Origin of the sequence: Streptomyces sp. E-08, from assembly GCF_049913095.1 — a bacterium.
Classification (GTDB): domain Bacteria; phylum Actinomycetota; class Actinomycetes; order Streptomycetales; family Streptomycetaceae; genus Streptomyces.
In genome coordinates this window covers 5,759,676-5,776,489 of the sequence record NZ_CP183971.1, presented here as the reverse complement: position 1 = coordinate 5,776,489, position 16,814 = coordinate 5,759,676, and the positions used below count along the sequence as shown (strand labels likewise).

Annotated in this window: 19 protein-coding genes; 6 read left to right on the top strand and 13 right to left on the bottom strand. The window is 69.2% G+C overall.

All coding sequences use genetic code 11. The features are described from left to right. Positions 1-106: 106 nt before the first annotated feature. The 3 genes from ACN9MM_RS26820 to ACN9MM_RS26810 all read right to left on the bottom strand — a co-directional run bounded on the left by ACN9MM_RS26820 (position 107) and on the right by ACN9MM_RS26810 (position 2,174). Positions 107-430 carry an STAS domain-containing protein gene (locus tag ACN9MM_RS26820; RefSeq protein WP_030210572.1) on the bottom strand — a complete coding sequence of 108 codons (324 nt, stop codon included), beginning with the start codon at positions 428-430 and terminating at the stop codon, positions 107-109. Between the two features lie 127 nt (positions 431-557). Next, a complete protein-coding gene (locus ACN9MM_RS26815) occupies positions 558-1,406 on the bottom strand; it encodes a 3-hydroxyacyl-CoA dehydrogenase family protein (protein WP_426366170.1) in 849 nt (282 codons plus the stop codon). A 129-nt stretch (positions 1,407-1,535) separates the two neighbouring features. Then, positions 1,536-2,174, bottom strand: a complete 639-nt coding sequence (locus ACN9MM_RS26810) for a TetR/AcrR family transcriptional regulator (RefSeq protein WP_426366169.1) — start codon at positions 2,172-2,174, stop codon at positions 1,536-1,538. A 98-nt stretch (positions 2,175-2,272) separates the two neighbouring features. Between ACN9MM_RS26810 and ACN9MM_RS26805 the strand changes: the two genes are divergently transcribed. Genes ACN9MM_RS26805 through ACN9MM_RS26795 form a run of 3 tightly spaced genes read left to right on the top strand, consistent with a single transcriptional unit; the run spans position 2,273 to position 4,392 of the window. Further along, entirely contained in the window at positions 2,273-3,046 is a 774-nt protein-coding gene (locus tag ACN9MM_RS26805) for an ABC transporter ATP-binding protein (RefSeq protein WP_426366168.1), read from the top strand. 10 nt (positions 3,047-3,056) lie between these two features. Next, the gene (locus ACN9MM_RS26800; RefSeq protein ID WP_426366167.1) at positions 3,057-3,806 is read left to right on the top strand and encodes an ABC transporter permease; all 750 of its coding nucleotides are present in this window, start codon (positions 3,057-3,059) and stop codon (positions 3,804-3,806) included. A 13-nt stretch (positions 3,807-3,819) separates the two neighbouring features. Beyond that, complete coding sequence (locus ACN9MM_RS26795; RefSeq protein ID WP_426366166.1) at positions 3,820-4,392, top strand: cob(I)yrinic acid a,c-diamide adenosyltransferase; 573 nt, start codon at positions 3,820-3,822, stop codon at positions 4,390-4,392. Here the strand turns inward: ACN9MM_RS26795 and ACN9MM_RS26790 are convergent. Further along, positions 4,309-4,932, bottom strand: a complete 624-nt coding sequence (locus tag ACN9MM_RS26790) for a hypothetical protein (RefSeq protein ID WP_426366165.1) — start codon at positions 4,930-4,932, stop codon at positions 4,309-4,311. The two genes, ACN9MM_RS26795 and ACN9MM_RS26790, sit on opposite strands and share 84 nt — an antisense overlap. Before the next feature lie 159 nt (positions 4,933-5,091). Between ACN9MM_RS26790 and ACN9MM_RS26785 the strand changes: the two genes are divergently transcribed. The 3 genes from ACN9MM_RS26785 (at position 5,092) to ACN9MM_RS26775 (ending at position 8,888) form a co-directional block, all read left to right on the top strand. Further along, positions 5,092-6,273 carry a sensor histidine kinase gene (locus ACN9MM_RS26785; RefSeq protein WP_426366164.1) on the top strand — a complete coding sequence of 394 codons (1,182 nt, stop codon included), beginning with the start codon at positions 5,092-5,094 and terminating at the stop codon, positions 6,271-6,273. Beyond that, on the top strand, positions 6,270-6,917 hold the full coding sequence (locus ACN9MM_RS26780) for a response regulator (protein ID WP_426366162.1): 648 nt from the start codon (positions 6,270-6,272) through the stop codon (positions 6,915-6,917). The genes ACN9MM_RS26785 and ACN9MM_RS26780 overlap by 4 nt, the downstream gene beginning before the upstream one ends. 210 nt (positions 6,918-7,127) lie before the next feature. Next, positions 7,128-8,888: a glycosyl hydrolase family 18 protein gene (locus tag ACN9MM_RS26775; RefSeq protein ID WP_426368835.1), complete on the top strand. Its 1,761-nt coding sequence runs from the start codon at positions 7,128-7,130 to the stop codon at positions 8,886-8,888. Positions 8,889-8,940: 52 nt separating this feature from the next. Here ACN9MM_RS26775 and ACN9MM_RS26770 read toward each other — a convergent pair whose 3' ends face one another. The 9 genes from ACN9MM_RS26770 to atpB all read right to left on the bottom strand — a co-directional run bounded on the left by ACN9MM_RS26770 (position 8,941) and on the right by atpB (position 16,708). Beyond that, positions 8,941-9,387, bottom strand: a complete 447-nt coding sequence (locus tag ACN9MM_RS26770) for a DUF2550 domain-containing protein (RefSeq protein WP_351183838.1) — start codon at positions 9,385-9,387, stop codon at positions 8,941-8,943. Positions 9,388-9,533: 146 nt separating this feature from the next. Beyond that, a complete protein-coding gene (locus ACN9MM_RS26765; RefSeq protein ID WP_382868075.1) occupies positions 9,534-9,908 on the bottom strand; it encodes a F0F1 ATP synthase subunit epsilon in 375 nt (124 codons plus the stop codon). Positions 9,909-10,019: 111 nt separating this feature from the next. Further along, positions 10,020-11,462 (bottom strand): F0F1 ATP synthase subunit beta, encoded by a 1,443-nt coding sequence (atpD, locus tag ACN9MM_RS26760; protein WP_376589623.1) that lies wholly within the window; start codon positions 11,460-11,462, stop codon positions 10,020-10,022. After that, positions 11,462-12,379, bottom strand: coding sequence for a F0F1 ATP synthase subunit gamma (locus ACN9MM_RS26755; RefSeq protein ID WP_426366161.1), 918 nt, complete (start codon positions 12,377-12,379; stop codon positions 11,462-11,464). The genes atpD and ACN9MM_RS26755 overlap by 1 nt, the downstream gene beginning before the upstream one ends. 20 nt (positions 12,380-12,399) lie before the next feature. Then, positions 12,400-13,998, bottom strand: a complete 1,599-nt coding sequence (gene atpA, locus ACN9MM_RS26750; RefSeq protein WP_426366160.1) for a F0F1 ATP synthase subunit alpha — start codon at positions 13,996-13,998, stop codon at positions 12,400-12,402. A 143-nt stretch (positions 13,999-14,141) separates the two neighbouring features. Further along, complete coding sequence (locus tag ACN9MM_RS26745; protein WP_426366158.1) at positions 14,142-14,957, bottom strand: F0F1 ATP synthase subunit delta; 816 nt, start codon at positions 14,955-14,957, stop codon at positions 14,142-14,144. Further along, entirely contained in the window at positions 14,954-15,499 is a 546-nt protein-coding gene (locus tag ACN9MM_RS26740; protein ID WP_073808580.1) for a F0F1 ATP synthase subunit B, read from the bottom strand. Before ACN9MM_RS26740 ends, ACN9MM_RS26745 begins: the two co-directional genes overlap by 4 nt. A gap of 41 nt (positions 15,500-15,540) precedes the next feature. Further along, a complete protein-coding gene (atpE, locus tag ACN9MM_RS26735) occupies positions 15,541-15,807 on the bottom strand; it encodes an ATP synthase F0 subunit C (protein WP_024761915.1) in 267 nt (88 codons plus the stop codon). A 91-nt stretch (positions 15,808-15,898) separates the two neighbouring features. Beyond that, the gene (gene atpB / locus ACN9MM_RS26730) at positions 15,899-16,708 is read right to left on the bottom strand and encodes a F0F1 ATP synthase subunit A (protein ID WP_189799855.1); all 810 of its coding nucleotides are present in this window, start codon (positions 16,706-16,708) and stop codon (positions 15,899-15,901) included. Positions 16,709-16,814: the final 106 nt, after the last annotated feature.

Sequence of the window (16,814 nt, the reverse complement as noted above, 5' to 3'; positions counted from 1 at the left end):
GGGTGCTCCCGAGACCAAGACGTCACGGTCTTGTGAGGATTGAGCGTGACGCCTGGTTCACACAGCTGCTTCACAGACGGCGGGGGCGCCGGGGGCGCCCCGGGGGTCACACGCGGGGCAGGGACTCCAGGGCGAGGCCGCCCTCGATGGCGAGGATGCGGTGCAGCCGGGTGGCGACGAGGAGCCGCTGCATCTGGGGCGGCACCCCGCGCAGGACGAGGCGCCGGCCGCAGCGGCCGGCCCTGCGGTGGGCGCCCATGATGACGCCGAGCCCGGTCGCGTCCCAGGAGTCGAGGCCGGTCAGGTCGAGCACCAGGTCGCCGACTCCGTCGTCGACGGCCGAGTGCAGGACCGTACGGGCGTCCGCCGCGCTGCGGACGTCGAGGCGGCCCCCGACGACCAGCTCGACGTGGTCGCCCCTGATGTGCATATGCGCTCCCCGAGAGTGCTCCGTCTTCGCAACAACTGACTGCCGCACCGGCAGATACGTTGCGCCTTGTCAGCGAACCGATACCGAAATTCACCCCACGGAGTGAGGGCGGGGTGGCGGGTCCGGCTCAGTACTTGTAGAAGCCCTGCCCGCTCTTGCGGCCGATGTCACCCGCGTCCACCATCCGGCGCATCAGCTCCGGCGGCGCGAACTTCTCGTCCTGGGACTCGGTGTAGATGTTGTTGGCGGCGTTCACCAGGATGTCGATGCCGGTGAGGTCGGCGGTGGCGAGCGGGCCCATGGCGTGGCCGAAGCCGAGCTTGCAGGCGATGTCGATGTCCTCGGCGGTGGCGACGCCCGACTCGTGGAGCTTGGCGGCCTCGACGACGAGGGCGGAGATGAGGCGGGTGGTGACGAAGCCGGCGACGTCGCGGTTGACGACGATGCAGGTCTTGCCGACGGACTCGGCGAACGCGCGGGCGGTTGCGAGGGTCTCGTCGCTGGTCTTGTAGCCGCGGACCAGCTCGACGAGCTGCATCATCGGGACCGGCGAGAAGAAGTGGACGCCGACGACGGCCTCGGGGCGCTCGGTCACCGCGGCGATCTTGGTGATCGGGATCGCGGAGGTGTTGGAGGCGAGGACGGCACCGTCCTTGGCGAACTTGTCGAGCGAGCGGAAGATCTCGTGCTTGACGTCGAGGTTCTCGAAGACGGCCTCGACGACGATGTCGGCGTCGGCGACGGCTTCGCGGTCGGTGGTGGCGCCGATGCGGCCCAGGGCGGCCTCGGCGTAGGCCTCGGTCAGCTTCCCCTTGGCGACGAACCGGTCGAACGACGCCTTGATGCCGTCGGTGCCGCGGGTCAGGGCGGCGTCGGTGACGTCACTCAGGACGACGTCCCAGCCCGCCTGTGCCGAGACCTGTGCGATGCCGGATCCCATGAGTCCGGCCCCGATGACGGCGAGCTTCCTGGCCACGATCTTCCACCCCTCAACACCTGTTCACTTCTGGCTCTCCGGCGGAGATTAGCGGTCGGGGGGCGCCATGTGACCGCGAAGTAATGCGCGTCACGCCCTCTTTGACGGACGTCACACTCACGACACCCCTCAGCTCTCGCGGACCGCGTACGTGAGGACCTTCTCGCCGAGCAGTTCCTCGATCTCGTCGAGGAGGACGAGGGCCTCGCGGGAGACGGTGGTCGCCTTGCGGCCGGCGGTCATCTCACCCGTGATGTAGCCGACGACGGCGGCCTCGATCCAGGCGAGCTGGCCTCCGACGAGCAGCGGCAGCGGGTCGTCGGCGGCCGCTCCGGTCTCGTCGCGCAGGGTGGCCACGACGGCCTCCTGGACCTGTTCCCGCAGATGGAAGAGGCGGGCCTTCAGGGTGGGCGCGTGCTCGATGACGTTCATGAAGGCGTCGAAGCCGTCCATGAGTCCGTACGCCGGGGAGACGGCCCCGATGTCCTGGCGCAGCTCCCGCAGGACCGCCTGGGCGGCGGATTCACCCCGGTCGCGGCCGCGGATCATCCGGGCGAGGCGCTGGGTGACGCCGTCGAGCCGGTCGAGGAAGAGGTCTTCCTTGGCGGGGAAGTAGTTGTACACGGTGTTGACGGAGACGTCCGCCGCCTCGGCGACGTCCGCGACGGTCACGCTCACGAAGCCGCGCTCCAGGAAGAGCCCGGTCGCGATGTCCGAGATCCGCTGCTTCGTCTCGCGCTTCTTGCGTTCCCTGAGTCCCTCGGCCATGCCTCCATCCTAGGCAATCCTAGGCTCGCTGAAATTTCGGCGCCACTGAAAACTTGGAGACGTTGCAAAATTTCAGTGACTCTGTTTTTGTGGTCGCCATGCCCATCATCAGCACGGCCGGGCTCGCCCGGACCTTCTCGACCAGGAACGGCCCCGTGGAGGCCGTACGCGGGATCGACCTCACCGTCCGGCCCCGCGAGATCCTCGGACTCCTCGGCCCCAACGGCGCCGGCAAGACCACCACCCTCCGGATGCTCACGACGCTCCTCCCGCCCACCGGCGGCGCCGCCACCGTCGCCGGCCACGACCTCGTCGAGGACCCCGCCGCCGTCCGCCGGCGCATCGGATACGTCGCCCAGTCCGGCGGCCTCGACCCCCAGGAGACCGTCCGTTCCGAGCTCGTCATGCAGGGCAGGCTCTACGGCCTGGACCGCGCGACGGCGACGGCCCGCGCCGCGGAGCTCGCCGCCGACCTCGGCCTCACCGAGCTCCTCGACCGGAAGACCCCGGCGCTCTCCGGGGGCCAGCGCCGCCGTCTCGACCTCGCGATGGGGCTCACCCACCGGCCGGAGGTCCTCTTCCTCGACGAGCCGACGACCGGCCTCGACCCCGGGAGCCGCGCCGACCTGTGGGCCCTGGTCCGGCGGCTGCGCGACGAGCACGGCACCACCGTCGTCCTCACCACGCACTACCTCGACGAGGCCGACGCGCTCGCCGACCGGCTCGTGATCGTGGACGAGGGCACGGTCGTCGCCGAGGACAGCCCCGCCGGCCTCAAGGCCACGCACGGCGCGACCACCCTCCAGGAGGCCTTCCTCGCCGTCACCGGCCGCGGCCCCGCGCCCGCCGACACCACCCCCGTAGCCGTCTAGGAGACCCCTGATGCTGCTCCGCGACACCGCCCTCGTCTTCGGGCGCTACGCCCGCCAGACCCTGCGCTCCCCGTTCCAGATCTTCTTCGGCGCGCTCATGCCGCTGCTCTACCTGCTCTTCTTCGGACCGCTGCTCACCGGCCTCCCGCTGGGCCGCGAGGGCGACTCCTGGCAGATCCTCGTCCCCGGGCTGCTGCTTCAGCTGGGCCTCTTCGGCGCCTCGTACGCCGGCTTCTCGATCATCATGGAGAAGGGCTGGGGCGTGTTCGACCGGATGCGCGTCACCCCGGTGAGCCGGCTGGCGCTGCTGCTCGGCCGGGTCCTGCGGGACGCCGCGCTCTTCGTCTTCCAGGCGGTCCTGCTCGTCCTCGCGGCGATCCCCATGGGCCTGCGGGCGCCGGTCGCCGGGGTCCTCGCCGGCTTCGGCTTCGTCGCCCTGCTCTCCGCCGCGCTCGCCTCCCTCTCGTACGCGCTGGCCCTCAGGCTGCGCACCCCGCAGGAGTTCGGCCCCGCGATCAACACGCTCGCCATGCCGGCGATGCTGCTCTCGGGGCTGATGCTGCCGATGGCCCTCGCCCCCGGCTGGCTCGACGTGGTCTCGCACCTGATGCCGTTCCGCTATCTGGTGGACGCGGTACGGGAGGCGTACATCGGCCACTACACGACGCCGGCCATGCTGTACGGGGTGCTCGTCGCCCTCGGACTGACGGCGCTCTCCGTGACGGTCGGCACACGCGCGTTCCGGACCGCCGGTGCGTAACTAGGCTGGACCCATGGTCAATCTGACGCGCATCTACACCCGTACCGGCGACAAGGGCACCACGGCTCTCGGTGACATGAGCCGGACCGCCAAGACGGATCTGCGGATCTCGGCCTACGCCGACGCCAACGAGGCGAACGCCGCCATCGGGACGGCCGTCGCCCTCGGGCAGCTCGACGAGGAGCTCGTCCAGGTCCTCACCCGCATCCAGAACGACCTCTTCGACGTGGGCGCGGACCTCTGCACGCCGGTGGTGGAGAACCCCGAGTACCCGCCGCTGCGCGTCGAGCAGGCCTACGTCGACAAGCTGGAGGCCGACTGCGACCGCTTCCTGGAGCGGCTCGACAAGCTGCGCTCCTTCATCCTGCCGGGCGGCACGCCCGGCGCGGCCCTGCTGCACCAGGCGTGCACGGTGGTCCGTCGGGCGGAGCGGTCCACCTGGGCGGCCCTGGAGGTGCACGGCGAGACGATGAACGCCCTGACCGCCACGTACCTCAACCGCCTATCGGACCTGCTCTTCATCCTCGCGAGGACCGCGAACAAGGAGGTCGGGGACGTGCTCTGGGTCCCGGGCGGCGACCGCTGAACCGGAGTCCGGGTCCTTCTTCCGCCAGACGAGGTAGCTGAGCGCGATAACACCGTGGATGCCGACGGCCCGCCACGCGGCGTACATCCAGCTACGCAGGCTGTCGGTGTTCCCCCCGTCGCCGACGTACCACATGGCCAGGAGCAGCAGGGCGGTGGCGACGGCGCCGCCGACCAGCGTGCCCAGCCAGATCGCGCCCTCGTGGCGGGCGCGCGCCATGCCGTACTTCGGGGGCTTCGGGGGCGGCGGGGCGCCGCCGAGGCGGTGGGCGGCATGGCCGTCGAGCCACTTCACGGTGCGGTGGCCGTGTCCGACGGTGTAGCCGATGTACAGCGCGGCGAGGCCGTGCGTCCAGCTGGGGTCGGCGCCGTTCCTGAGGTCGATCGCGGTGACGACGAGGAGCACGACCTCCAGGAGCGGTTCGCAGAGCAGCAGCGCCATACCCGTCCGGGGCATCTTCAGGAGATAGCGGGCGGCGAGGCCGGCGGCGAGCAGGACCCAGAAGCCGACCTCGCAGAGCACGATCAGCGTGACGATCACGACGGTTCCCCTTTCTTCCCCCTCAGCGTCCCGTGGGCGCGGGCCCGGTTCGTCGTCGCCGGTGACGAAGTGCGTCTACATCCTTCGACGGAGTCGGGCGGGCGCGCGATCGGCCCGGACGAGGAGGTCCGCGCGCGCGGGGGCGTGTTGGATGATGACGTGACGCTCCCCCGCCCGCACCGCACCGACCTGTTCATCGCCGCCACCGGCCTCGTCGGCGGCCTGATCCTGTGGTGGTTCGGGCTGTACGTGACGGGGGACCACGTCTTCGGGCAGCGCTGGGCGACCCTGATCCCGCTGGCCGTGATGGCCGGGGCGGAGGCCGTACGCCGCACCGCCCCCCGGACCGCCCTGGTCGTGGGCACCCTCGCGATCGTCGCCGACCAGTTCACCAACGGGAACCTGGCGACGGTCCTGATGTTCACGGACGTGGCCTACGCGGCCGTCGTGTACGGCCCGCCCGCCTCCGCGCGCCGCATCCCGTACACGACCGGTCTCATCACCGTCGCGGTGACCGCGGTCTTCCTCATCTGGTGGCAGAACGCGTACGGGCTCCTCATCGGCGTGCTCACCGGCATGATCTCCTTCCTCCCGGCCATCACCGGCGCCGTCGTCCGCAACCACCGTGAGGCGGCGGACGCCGCCCGGCTGCGGGCGGAACAGACCGCGCTGCTCGCCGAGATGGACCGGGCGCAGGCGGTGGTGGCCGAGCGCGCCCGGATGGCGCGCGAGCTGCACGACATGGTGGCCAACCACCTCTCGGCGATCGCGATCCACTCCACGGCCGCGCTCTCCCTCGACGAACCGGCCACCACCCGGCAGGCCCTGACGGTGATCCGGGAGAACAGCGTGGCGGGCCTCACCGAGATGCGGCGGCTCATCGGGCTGCTCCGGGACAGCAGCGGCGACGCGGAACCGGGAGCGGTGCCGAGCCTCGACGCGCTGGACGGTCTGGTCGACCGGGCCCGCACGAACGGCTCGTCCGGCGGGCTGGAGTTCGTCCTGGAGGACACCCGTCCCCCGGACGGAGCCGCCCTGCCGGCGCCGGTGGAGCTGGCCGCGTACCGGATCGTGCAGGAGTCGCTGACCAACGCGGTCAAGCACGCCTCGCCCGGTACGGTCACCGTACGGGTCGGTCTCGGCGAAGGGGCCCTGACCGTGGCCGTCGACTCGCCGTGCGGGAGGCGGCCGGGGCCGTCGGCGCCCGGGACGGGCTCGGGTCTGGTCGGGATGCGGGAGCGCGCGGAGCTGCTCGGCGGGGAGTTCATGGCCGCGGCCGCGGGAGCGGTCTGGCAGGTGCGGGCGGTGCTGCCCGCGGACGAGAAGGCGGGGAACGCATGACGATCCGGGTGGTCGTGGCCGAGGACCAGTCGGCGGTGCGGGCGGGGCTCGTACTGATCCTGGGCAGCGCGCCGGACATCGAGGTGGTGGGCGAGGCCGGGGACGGCGAGCGGGCGGTGGAACTGGCGCGCGAACTGCGCCCGGACCTCGTCCTGATGGATGTGCAGATGCCCCGGATGGACGGGGTGACGGCGACCCGTCTGGTGGTGTCGGAGGGGCTCGCCGACGTGCTCGTCCTGACGACGTTCGACCTGGACGAGTACGTCTTCGGGGCGCTGCGGGCCGGGGCCTCGGGCTTCCTGCTGAAGGACACGGATGCGAAGGACCTGATCACGGCGGTACGGACGGTGGGGCGCGGGGAGGGACTGATAGCCCCGGCGGTGACGCGGCGGCTGATCGCGGAGTTCGCGGCCCCGAGCCGTCCGGACCGCCCGGCCGCCGAGTCGGCCGTACTGGACCGGCTGACGCCCCGCGAGCGGGAGGTGCTGTCGGCGCTCGGCCTGGGCCTGTCGAACGCGGAGATCGCGGTACGCCTGGAGATGGCGGAGGCGACGGTGAAGACACACGTCAGCAAGGTGCTGGGGAAGCTGGAGCTGCGGAGCAGGGTCCAAGCGGCCGTGCTGGCACAGGAGTTGGGGGTTTAGAAGAACTTTGCCGACGATGGTCTGGACCTCTTGACGATTGGTCCAGACCTTCCTACGCTCGCGGGGCGCGCGCATCTCCACGGACCACCCCCACCTTGTCCGTCCGCAACTTGAGGAGCACCGTTGAGCACTCAAGCACCGACGCGCAGAGCAGGGTTCAGACACCGGACCGCCGCCGGACTGACCGCCCTGATCCTGCCGCTGGCCGCCATGGTCGGCCTCGCCTCCCCCGCCGAAGCCGCCACCTCGGCCACCGCGACCTACACCAAGACCCAGGACTGGGGCACCGGCTTCGGCGCCAACTGGACCATCAAGAACACCGGCACCACCTCCATCAGCTCCTGGACCGTCGAGTGGGACTACCCCTCCGGTACCGCCGTCACCTCCGCCTGGGACGCCACCGTCACCAGCTCCGGCACCCACTGGACCGCCAAGAACGTCGGCTGGAACGGCACCCTCGCCCCCGGCGCCTCCGTCTCCTTCGGCTACAACGGCTCCGGCCCCGGCGCGCCCACCGGCTGTAAGATCAACGGCGCTCCCTGTGACGGGACCAACGTGCCGGGCGACAACCCGCCCTCGGCCCCCGGCACCCCGGTCGCCTCGAACATCACCGACACCTCGGCGAAGCTCACCTGGACCGCCGCCACCGACGACAAGGGCGTCAAGAACTACGACGTCCTGCGCGACGGCACGAAGGTGACCACCACCACCGCCCTCACCTTCACGGACACCGGCCTCACCGCCGGCACCGACTACTCGTACACCGTCGTCGCCCGCGACACGATCGACCAGACCGGCCCCGCCGCCGGACCGGTCGCCGTCCGCACCACCGGCGGAGGCGGCGGCCAGCCCCTCCCGAACGCCGTGAAGATGGGCTACTTCACCAACTGGGGCGTCTACGGTCGCAACTACCACGTGAAGAACATCGTGACCTCGGGCTCCGCGTCCAAGATCACCCACATCAACTACGCCTTCGGCAACGTCACCGGCGGCAAGTGCACCATCGGTGACGCGTACGCCGACTACGACAAGGCCTACACCGCCGACCAGTCCGTCGACGGCGTCGCCGACACCTGGGACCAGCCGCTGCGCGGCAACTTCAACCAGCTCCGCAAGCTGAAGAAGGCCTACCCGAACATCAAGATCCTCTGGTCCTTCGGCGGCTGGACCTGGTCCGGCGGCTTCGGCCAGGCCGTGCAGAACCCGACCGCCTTCGCCCAGTCCTGCTACGACCTGGTCGAGGACCCGCGCTGGGCCGACGTCTTCGACGGCATCGACCTGGACTGGGAGTACCCGAACGCCTGCGGTCTGTCCTGCGACACCAGCGGCGCGGCCTCCTTCAAGAACATGATGCAGGCCATGCGCGCCAAGTTCGGCGCCAACAACCTGGTCACCGCGGCCGTCACGGCCGACGCCTCCACCGGAGGCAAGATCGACGCCGCCGACTACGCGGGCGCCGCGCAGTACATGAACTGGTTCAACGTCATGACGTACGACTTCTTCGGCGCCTGGGCGGCGCAGGGCCCGACGGCCCCGCACTCCCCGCTCACCTCGTACGCCGGCATCCCGCAGGCGGGCTTCAACTCCGCCGAGGCGATCGCCAAGTTCAAGGCGAAGGGCGTCCCCGCCAACAAGCTGCTGCTCGGCATCGGCTTCTACGGCCGCGGCTGGACCGGCGTCACCCAGGACGCCCCCGGCGGCACGGCGACCGGCCCCGCGCCGGGCACCTACGAGCAGGGCATCGAGGACTACAAGGTCCTCAAGAACTCCTGCCCGGCCACCGGCACCGTCGCGGGCACGGCATACGCCAAGTGCGGCACCAACTGGTGGAGCTACGACACCCCCGCCACCGTGAACTCGAAGATGAGCTGGGCCAAGAACCAGGGCCTCGGCGGAGCGTTCTTCTGGGAGTTCAGCGGTGACACCAGCAACGGCGAGCTGGTCGGCGCGATCAACACCGGCCTGAACTAGCGAGAACGAGAAGCGGGGACGGCGCAGCACGCCGTCCCCGCTTCTTCATGCCCTACGCGACATTGACTCTCTGGCCGGGAGGCGCCGCCTCCAGCCAGGCCATGAAACCCGTCCGGGCGTCCTCGCTCATCGCGAGCTCCAGGCGGACGCCCTCGTACATACAGGGCTGGATCACGGCGTCGGAGAGCAGCGCGAGCTCCTCCTCGCCCTCCGGCATCCGGCGCTCCAGGGCCACGATGGACGAGCGCTCCAGGATCCGGCGCGGGCGGGGCGCGTACGAGAAGACACGGAACCAGGCGATCTCGTCACCGCTGTAGCGGGCGACGCCGTACACCCAGCCCTTGCCGGTCGGATCCGGCTCGTCGGGGATGTCCCAGCGCAGCGAACAGTCGAAGGTGCCGCCGGCGCGCTGGATCAGTCTCCGGCGCAAGCCGAAGACGAAGAGCCCGATCACCACCAGTGCGACGACCAGGCCGCACACGAGCAGAGCGAGGAACATCTTCACCGACCTCCTCGCTGCGTCCCGTAGCCGGCACGGCCGGCAGAACCGAATACAACCTGCATCTGCATCGCCTCAGCCGCGACACGGTCCGGAAAATTCCGGATCGTGCCGCGGCTGAGGGCACTCCTGCTCGGCGCGGTCCGCTAGCGGACCGATACCGCGCGCAGCCGGACCTCGGCGCGCCGCTCGGCGGCGGCGTCGGAGTCCGTCTTCGCACGCTCCAGCGCGCGCTCGGCGCGCTGGGCGTCGATCTCGTCCGCCAGCTCGCAGATCTCCGCGAGCAGAGACAGCTTGTCGTCGGCGAACGAGATGAATCCTCCGTGGACGGCGGCGATCACAGTCGCGCCCTCGCTCGTACGGATGGTCACCGGGCCCGACTCCAGCACACCGAGCAGCGGCTGGTGGCCGGGCATGACGCCGATGTCGCCGGAGGTGGTACGCGCGATGACCAGGGTGGCCTCGCCGGACCAGACACTCCGGTCCGCGGCGACCAGCTCGACGTGCAGCTCAGCAGCCAAGGGTGGCTCCTCGGGTCACCACCCGGCGGTCGTGCCGGGTGTTGGGGTCAATTCTAGGGGGCGTGGAGAGGGGGACGGGACGGATCCCGTCCCCCTCAGTGAGCACGGGGCTCAGGAGACGCCGAGCTCCTTGGCGTTGTTCTTGAGGTCCTCAAGGCCACCGCACATGAAGAACGCCTGCTCCGGGAAGTGGTCGAACTCACCGTCGCAGATCGCGTTGAACGCGGCGATCGACTCGTCGAGCGGAACGTCCGAACCGTCCACACCGGTGAACTGCTTCGCCGCGTGGGTGTTCTGGGACAGGAATCGCTCGACACGGCGGGCGCGGTGGACAGTGATCTTGTCCTCCTCGCTCAGCTCGTCGATACCGAGGATCGCGATGATGTCCTGGAGGTCCTTGTACTTCTGCAGGATTCCCTTGACGCGCGTGGCGGCGTCGTAGTGGTCCTGCGCGATGTAGCGCGGGTCCAGGATCCGGGACGTGGAGTCCAGCGGGTCCACGGCCGGGTAGATGCCCTTCTCGGAGATCGGACGGGAGAGAACCGTCGTCGCGTCGAGGTGGGCGAAGGTGGTCGCCGGCGCCGGGTCCGTGAGGTCGTCGGCGGGGACGTAGATCGCCTGCATCGAGGTGATCGAGTGACCACGGGTCGAGGTGATGCGCTCCTGGAGGAGACCCATCTCGTCGGCCAGGTTCGGCTGGTAACCCACCGCGGAGGGCATACGGCCGAGCAGGGTCGAGACCTCGGAACCGGCCTGCGTGAAGCGGAAGATGTTGTCGATGAAGAACAGCACGTCCTGCTTCTGCACATCGCGGAAGTACTCCGCCATGGTCAGACCGGCGAGGGCGACGCGGAGACGGGTGCCCGGGGGCTCGTCCATCTGGCCGAAGACCAGCGCGGTCTTGTCCAGAACGCCGGACTCTTCCATTTCCGCGATGAGGTCGTTGCCCTCACGGGTGCGCTCGCCGACGCCGGCGAAGACGGAAACGCCCTCGTGCAGCTTGGCCACACGCATGATCATTTCCTGGATCAGAACGGTCTTGCCGACACCGGCACCACCGAACAGACCGATCTTTCCACCCTTGACGTACGGGGTGAGAAGGTCGACGACCTTGAGGCCGGTCTCGAACATCTCGGTCTTCGACTCGAGGTCCGCGAACGCCGGGGCCTTGCGGTGGATGGACCAGCGCTCGCCGACCTCGGACTCGGCCTCGGGCTCGTTCAGGATCTGGCCCAGCGTGTTGAACACGCGACCCTTGGTGACGTCGCCGACGGGCACCGTGATGCCGTCGCCGGTGTCGACCACGGGGGCCTGGCGGACCAGACCGTCGGTGGGCTGCATCGAGATCGTACGGACGATGCCGTCACCGAGGTGCTGCGCGACCTCGAGGGTCAGCGTCTTGAGCGCGCCCTCCTCGGCCGGGTCGGCGACCTGGACGTGCAGGGCGTTGTAGATCTCCGGCATCGCGTCGACGGGGAACTCCACGTCGACGACCGGGCCGATGACCCGGGCGACGCGGCCCGTGGCGGCGGCCGTCTCAACAGTGGTCGTCATTACTTGTCACTCCCCGCGGTCGCGTCGGCCAGGGCTGCGGTGCCACCGACGATCTCGCTGATTTCCTGGGTGATTTCGGCCTGGCGGGCCGCGTTGGCAAGTCGGGAGAGGTTGTTGATCAAGTCTCCCGCGTTGTCGGTCGCCGACTTCATCGCGCGGCGCGTGGCGGCGTGCTTGGAAGCAGCCGACTGGAGCAGCGCGTTGTAGATCCGGCTCTCGACGTAGCGCGGCAGAAGGGCGTCGAGGACGTCCTCCGCCGACGGCTCGAAGTCGTACAGCGGACGGAGGGTGTCCGGCTCGCCGGCCTCCTTCGCCACCTCGTCGAGGCTGAGGGGCAGCAGCCGGGCCTCGACCGCCGTCTGGGTCATCATCGAGACGAACTCGGTGTAGACGATGTGGAGCTCGTCCACACCACCCTCGGCCGTGTCCTTCTCGATCGCCTCGATCAGCGGTGCCGCGATCTTCTTGGCGTCCGCGTACGTGGGCTCGTCCGTGAAGCCGGTCCACGTGTCGCTCAGCTTCCGCTCACGGAAGTTGAAGTGCGCGACACCGCGGCGACCGACGACGTAGACGTCGACCGCGCGGCCCTCGCCCTCCAGCTGCTTGATGAGCTTCTCCGCCGCCTTGATGGCGTTGGAGTTGAAGGCACCGGCCAGACCACGGTCGCTCGAGAGGAGCAGGACCGCGGCACGGCTCGGGTTCTCCGCCTCGGTGGTCAGCGGGTGCTTGTCGTTCGCACCCGTGGCCACCGCCGTGACCGCGCGCGTGAGCTCGGTCGCGTACGGAGTCGACGCCTGCACCTTGCGCTGCGCCTTGACGACACGCGAGGCGGCGATCATCTCCATCGCCTTGGTGATCTTCTTCGTCGCGGTGACGGATTTGATGCGACGCTTGTAGACCCGGAGCTGCGCTCCCATGAGTCAGGTCCCTTCCGTCGTCACTTCGAGACGTTGACGGCGGCAGGGGCGTCCGCGCCGAGCAGCTTGCCGTCAGACGTCTCGAACTGCTGCTTGAACTCCGCGATGGCGTCGGCGACGGCCGTGAGGGTGTCGTTCGACATCTTCTTGCCCTCGCGGATGGAGGTCATCAGGCCGGAGTGGCTCTGGCGCAGGTACGCCAGGAGCTCGGCCTCGAAGCGACGGATGTCGGCGACCGGGACGTCGTCCATCTTGCCGGTGGTGCCGGCCCAGACGGAGACGACCTGGTTCTCGGTGGGCATCGGCTGGTACTGAGCCTGCTTGAGCAGCTCGACCATGCGCTGACCACGCTCCAGCTGCGCCTTCGAGGCAGAGTCCAGGTCGGAACCGAAGGCCGCGAAGGCCTCCAGCTCACGGAACTGGGCCAGGTCCACGCGGAGGCGGCCGGCGATCTGCTTCATGGCCGGGTGCTGGGCGGAGCCACCGACTCGGGAGACCGAGATACCGACGTTCAGGGCCGGGCGCTGGCCGGCGTTGAACAGGTCGGACTCCAGGAAGCACTGGCCGTCGGTGATGGAGATGACGTTGGTCGGGATGAACGCCGAGACGTCGTTGGCCTTCGTCTCGACGATCGGCAGACCGGTCATCGAACCCGCGCCGAGCTCGTCCGAGAGCTTCGCGCAGCGCTCGAGGAGACGGGAGTGCAGGTAGAAGACGTCACCCGGGTAGGCCTCACGGCCCGGCGGGCGGCGCAGCAGAAGCGACACGGCGCGGTAGGCGTCGGCCTGCTTCGACAGGTCGTCGAAGACGATCAGGACGTGCTTGCCCTGGTACATCCAGTGCTGACCGATGGCGGAACCGGTGTACGGCGCCAGGTACTTGAAGCCGGCCGGGTCGGACGCCGGGGCCGCGACGATCGTCGTGTACTCGAGCGCACCGGCCTCTTCCAGGGCGCCGCGAACGGACGCGATGGTCGAGCCCTTCTGGCCGACGGCGACGTAGATGCAGCGGACCTGCTTGTTCACGTCGCCCGAGCGCCAGTTGTCGCGCTGGTTGATGATCGTGTCGATGCACAGCGCGGTCTTGCCGGTCTGACGGTCACCGATGATCAGCTGACGCTGACCACGGCCGACCGGCGTCATGGCGTCGACGGCCTTGTAGCCGGTCTCCATCGGCTCGTGCACCGACTTACGGGCCATAACGCCCGGGGCCTGCAGCTCGAGGGCGCGGCGGCCCTCGGTCGCGATCTCGCCGAGACCGTCGATCGGGTTGCCGAGCGGGTCGACGACGCGACCCAGGTATCCCTCACCGACACCGACGGAGAGGACCTCGCCGGTGCGCTGCACCGACTGTCCCTCCTCGATACCGCTGAACTCGCCGAGGACGATCGCACCGATCTCGCGCTCTTCGAGGTTCAGCGCGAGACCGAGGGTCCCGTCCTCGAACTTCAGCAGCTCGTTCGCCATGGCCGAGGGAAGACCCTCGACCTTCGCGATACCGTCACCGGCCAGGCTGACCGTGCCGACCTCCTCGCGCGAGGCCGCGTCCGGCTGGTACGACTGGACGAAGTTCTCCAGTGCGTCCCGGATCTCCTCCGGCCGGATCGTGAGCTCCGCCATCTGGGTTCCCTGCTCTCCTTGTTGGGCCCGAAGTTTCTTAAGGGGTCTGGGGGCCGACCCCCAGGAATCTTCTGCAATCTCTGCACGGCCCAACCGGGCCGCTGGTGATGCTGTGTTGCTTGGTGCTGCTGTGGTCGCTGCCGTCAGCCGGCCAGTCGACGGGTCGCCTCGCCGAGGCGCTCCGCGATGGATCCGTCGATGACCTCGTCGCCGACGCGCACCGTGATACCGCCGAGGACCGCGGGGTCCACGTCCAGGTTCAGGTGCATCTCGCGGCCGTACAGCTTCGCCAGTACGGCACCGAGGCGCTGCTTCTGCCGGTCCGACAGCGGCACCGCCGAGGTGACGACGGCGACCATCCGGTCCCGGCGCGCCGCGGCGAGCTTGGACAGGGACTCGAGTCCCGCTTCCAGGCTACGTCCCCGGGGCTGGGTCACCAGACGGACGACCAGACGCTCGGTGGTCGCGTGGGCCTTGCCGCCGAGCAGGTCACGCAGCAGCGTGCCCTTGGCGGTGGCCGTGGCGGCCTTGTCCGTCAGCGCCGAGCGGAGCTCGGTGCTGGAGGACACGATCCGGCCGAACCGGAACAGCTCGTCCTCGACGTTGTCGAGGGCGCCCGCCTTCTGCGCCGCGGTGAGGTCGGCGGTGTTCGCCAGCTCCTCGGCCGCGTCGACCAGGTCACGCGAGCGCGACCAGCGGGAACGGACCATGCCCGAGATCAGGTCGACGGTCTCGCCGCCCACCTGTCCGCGCAGGAGTCGCTGCGCGAGCTCGGCCTTGGCCTCACCCGACTGAGCGGGGTCGGTCAGGACCCGGCGCAGCGACACCTCGCGGTCGAGCAGCACGGTGACGGCGGCCAGCTCGTCCGCGAGCTTCGTCGCGTCGACCGGCGTGTTGTCGGTCAGCGCGTCGAGGGACTCACGGGCGGCGGACAGTGCCTCGCGGCTCGCTCCGTTCATCGGACAGCCTCGGCCTTCTCCTCGAGCTCGTCGAGGAAGCGGTCGATGGTGCGGCTCTGGCGGGCGGTGTCCTCGAGGGACTCGCCGACCAGCTTGCCGGCCAGGTCGGTGGCGAGCTTGCCCACGTCCTGGCGCAGCGACGCGGACGCGGCCTTGCGGTCGGCCTCGATCTGCGTGTGGCCGGCCGCGATGATCTCCTCGCGCTGGCGCTGGCCTTCCGCCTTCATCTCCTGGATGATCGCGGTGCCCTGCTCCGTCGCCTCCTGGCGAAGACGCGCGGCCTCGTGGCGGGCCTCGGCGAGCTGGGCCTTGTACTGCTCCAGCACACTCTGAGCCTCGATCTGGGCCGACTCGGCCTTCTCGATGCCACCCTCGATGGCCTCGCGACGCTGCTCCAGAACCTTGTTGATGTTCGGGAGGAGCTTCTTGGCGAGGAAGCCGAAGACGATGACGAAGGCGATCAGGCCGATGACGAGCTCGTCGAGATGCGGGATCAGAGGAGGCTGAGGCTCCTCCGCTGCCGCAAGAAGCAGAGCGTTCACATCAGTGCCTTCCGTAAAAAGAATCGGGCAGTCGGTCCGGCTTACTGGTAGACGAAGCCCATGACGATGCCGATGAGGGCGAGCGCCTCACAGAAGGCGAAGCCCATGATCTGGTTGGTACGGATGAGACCGGCGGCCTCGGGCTGGCGGGCGAGCGCCTGCGTACCGTTACCGAAGATGATGCCGACGCCGACGCCGGGGCCGATCGCGGCGAGGCCGTAACCGATCGAGGCGACGTTGCCGACGACGTTGGTCTTGGCGCTGCCACCTTCGGCGGCGAGGTTGATCATGTCGAGAGCAGCGGACATGCCGTTACTTCCTTCTCTTTCAATGACCCGATGGGGGTTGGCCACCGGACGACTGATGGATTCGGGGGTGGAGCTACGGGGCCGGAACGGCTCAGTGGTGCTCGGAGAGCGCGCCCTGGACGTAGCTGCAGGCCAGGAGGACGAAGACGTACGCCTGGACGGCCTGGATGAAGAGCTCGAAGGCGGTCATCACGAGGACCATCACGAACGAGGCGCCGGCATAGACGAAGCCCAGGCCGTTCATGAGGTACCAGGTGGCCAGCGAGAACATCACGATCAGCAGGTGACCGGCGAACATGTTCGCGAACAGTCGCACCGCGTGCGTGAAGGGCCGGATCAGGAGGTTCGAGAAGAACTCGAGGACGACGACCATCGGGAGAATGGCACCGAGGGACTTGTCGTAGCCGACGATGTTCTTCCAGCCGCCCACGAAGCCGTGCTTCTTGAAGGTGAGCGAGATCCACATGACGTACACGATCAGCGCGAGACCGGCCGGGAAGGCGATCAGCGAGGTGACCGGGAACTGGGCGAGCGGAATGATCGACCAGAGGTTCATGATCCAGACGAAGAAGAACAGCGACACCATGAAGGGGACGTACTTCTCGCCGTCCTTCTTGCCGATGATCTCGTAGACGATGCCGCGGCGCACGAAGTCGTAACCGGCCTCGCCGACCATCTGCATCTTGCCGGGGATCAGCTTGGGCTTGTTGAAGGCGGCCCAGAAGAACCCGACGACCACGATGGAGCCGAGAACGGCGAGCAGCATCGGCTTGGTGATGTCGATGCCCCCCACCGTGGCGATGGGCTCGTACATGAACGTGTGCAGGCCCGGCGCCGGGAAGCCACATCCACTGAAGATGTGGCAATCCGGGTCGAAGGCAAGCGTCTGGTCAGCACTCACCGCGGGCTCCTTCAGCGTGGCGCATAGGTACGGCAACCTCGTTGTGTCGGCGCGGCGCGCAGCCGCGGGTCGGCACTGGACTGGTCTTACGGATAAGGGGGCGGCG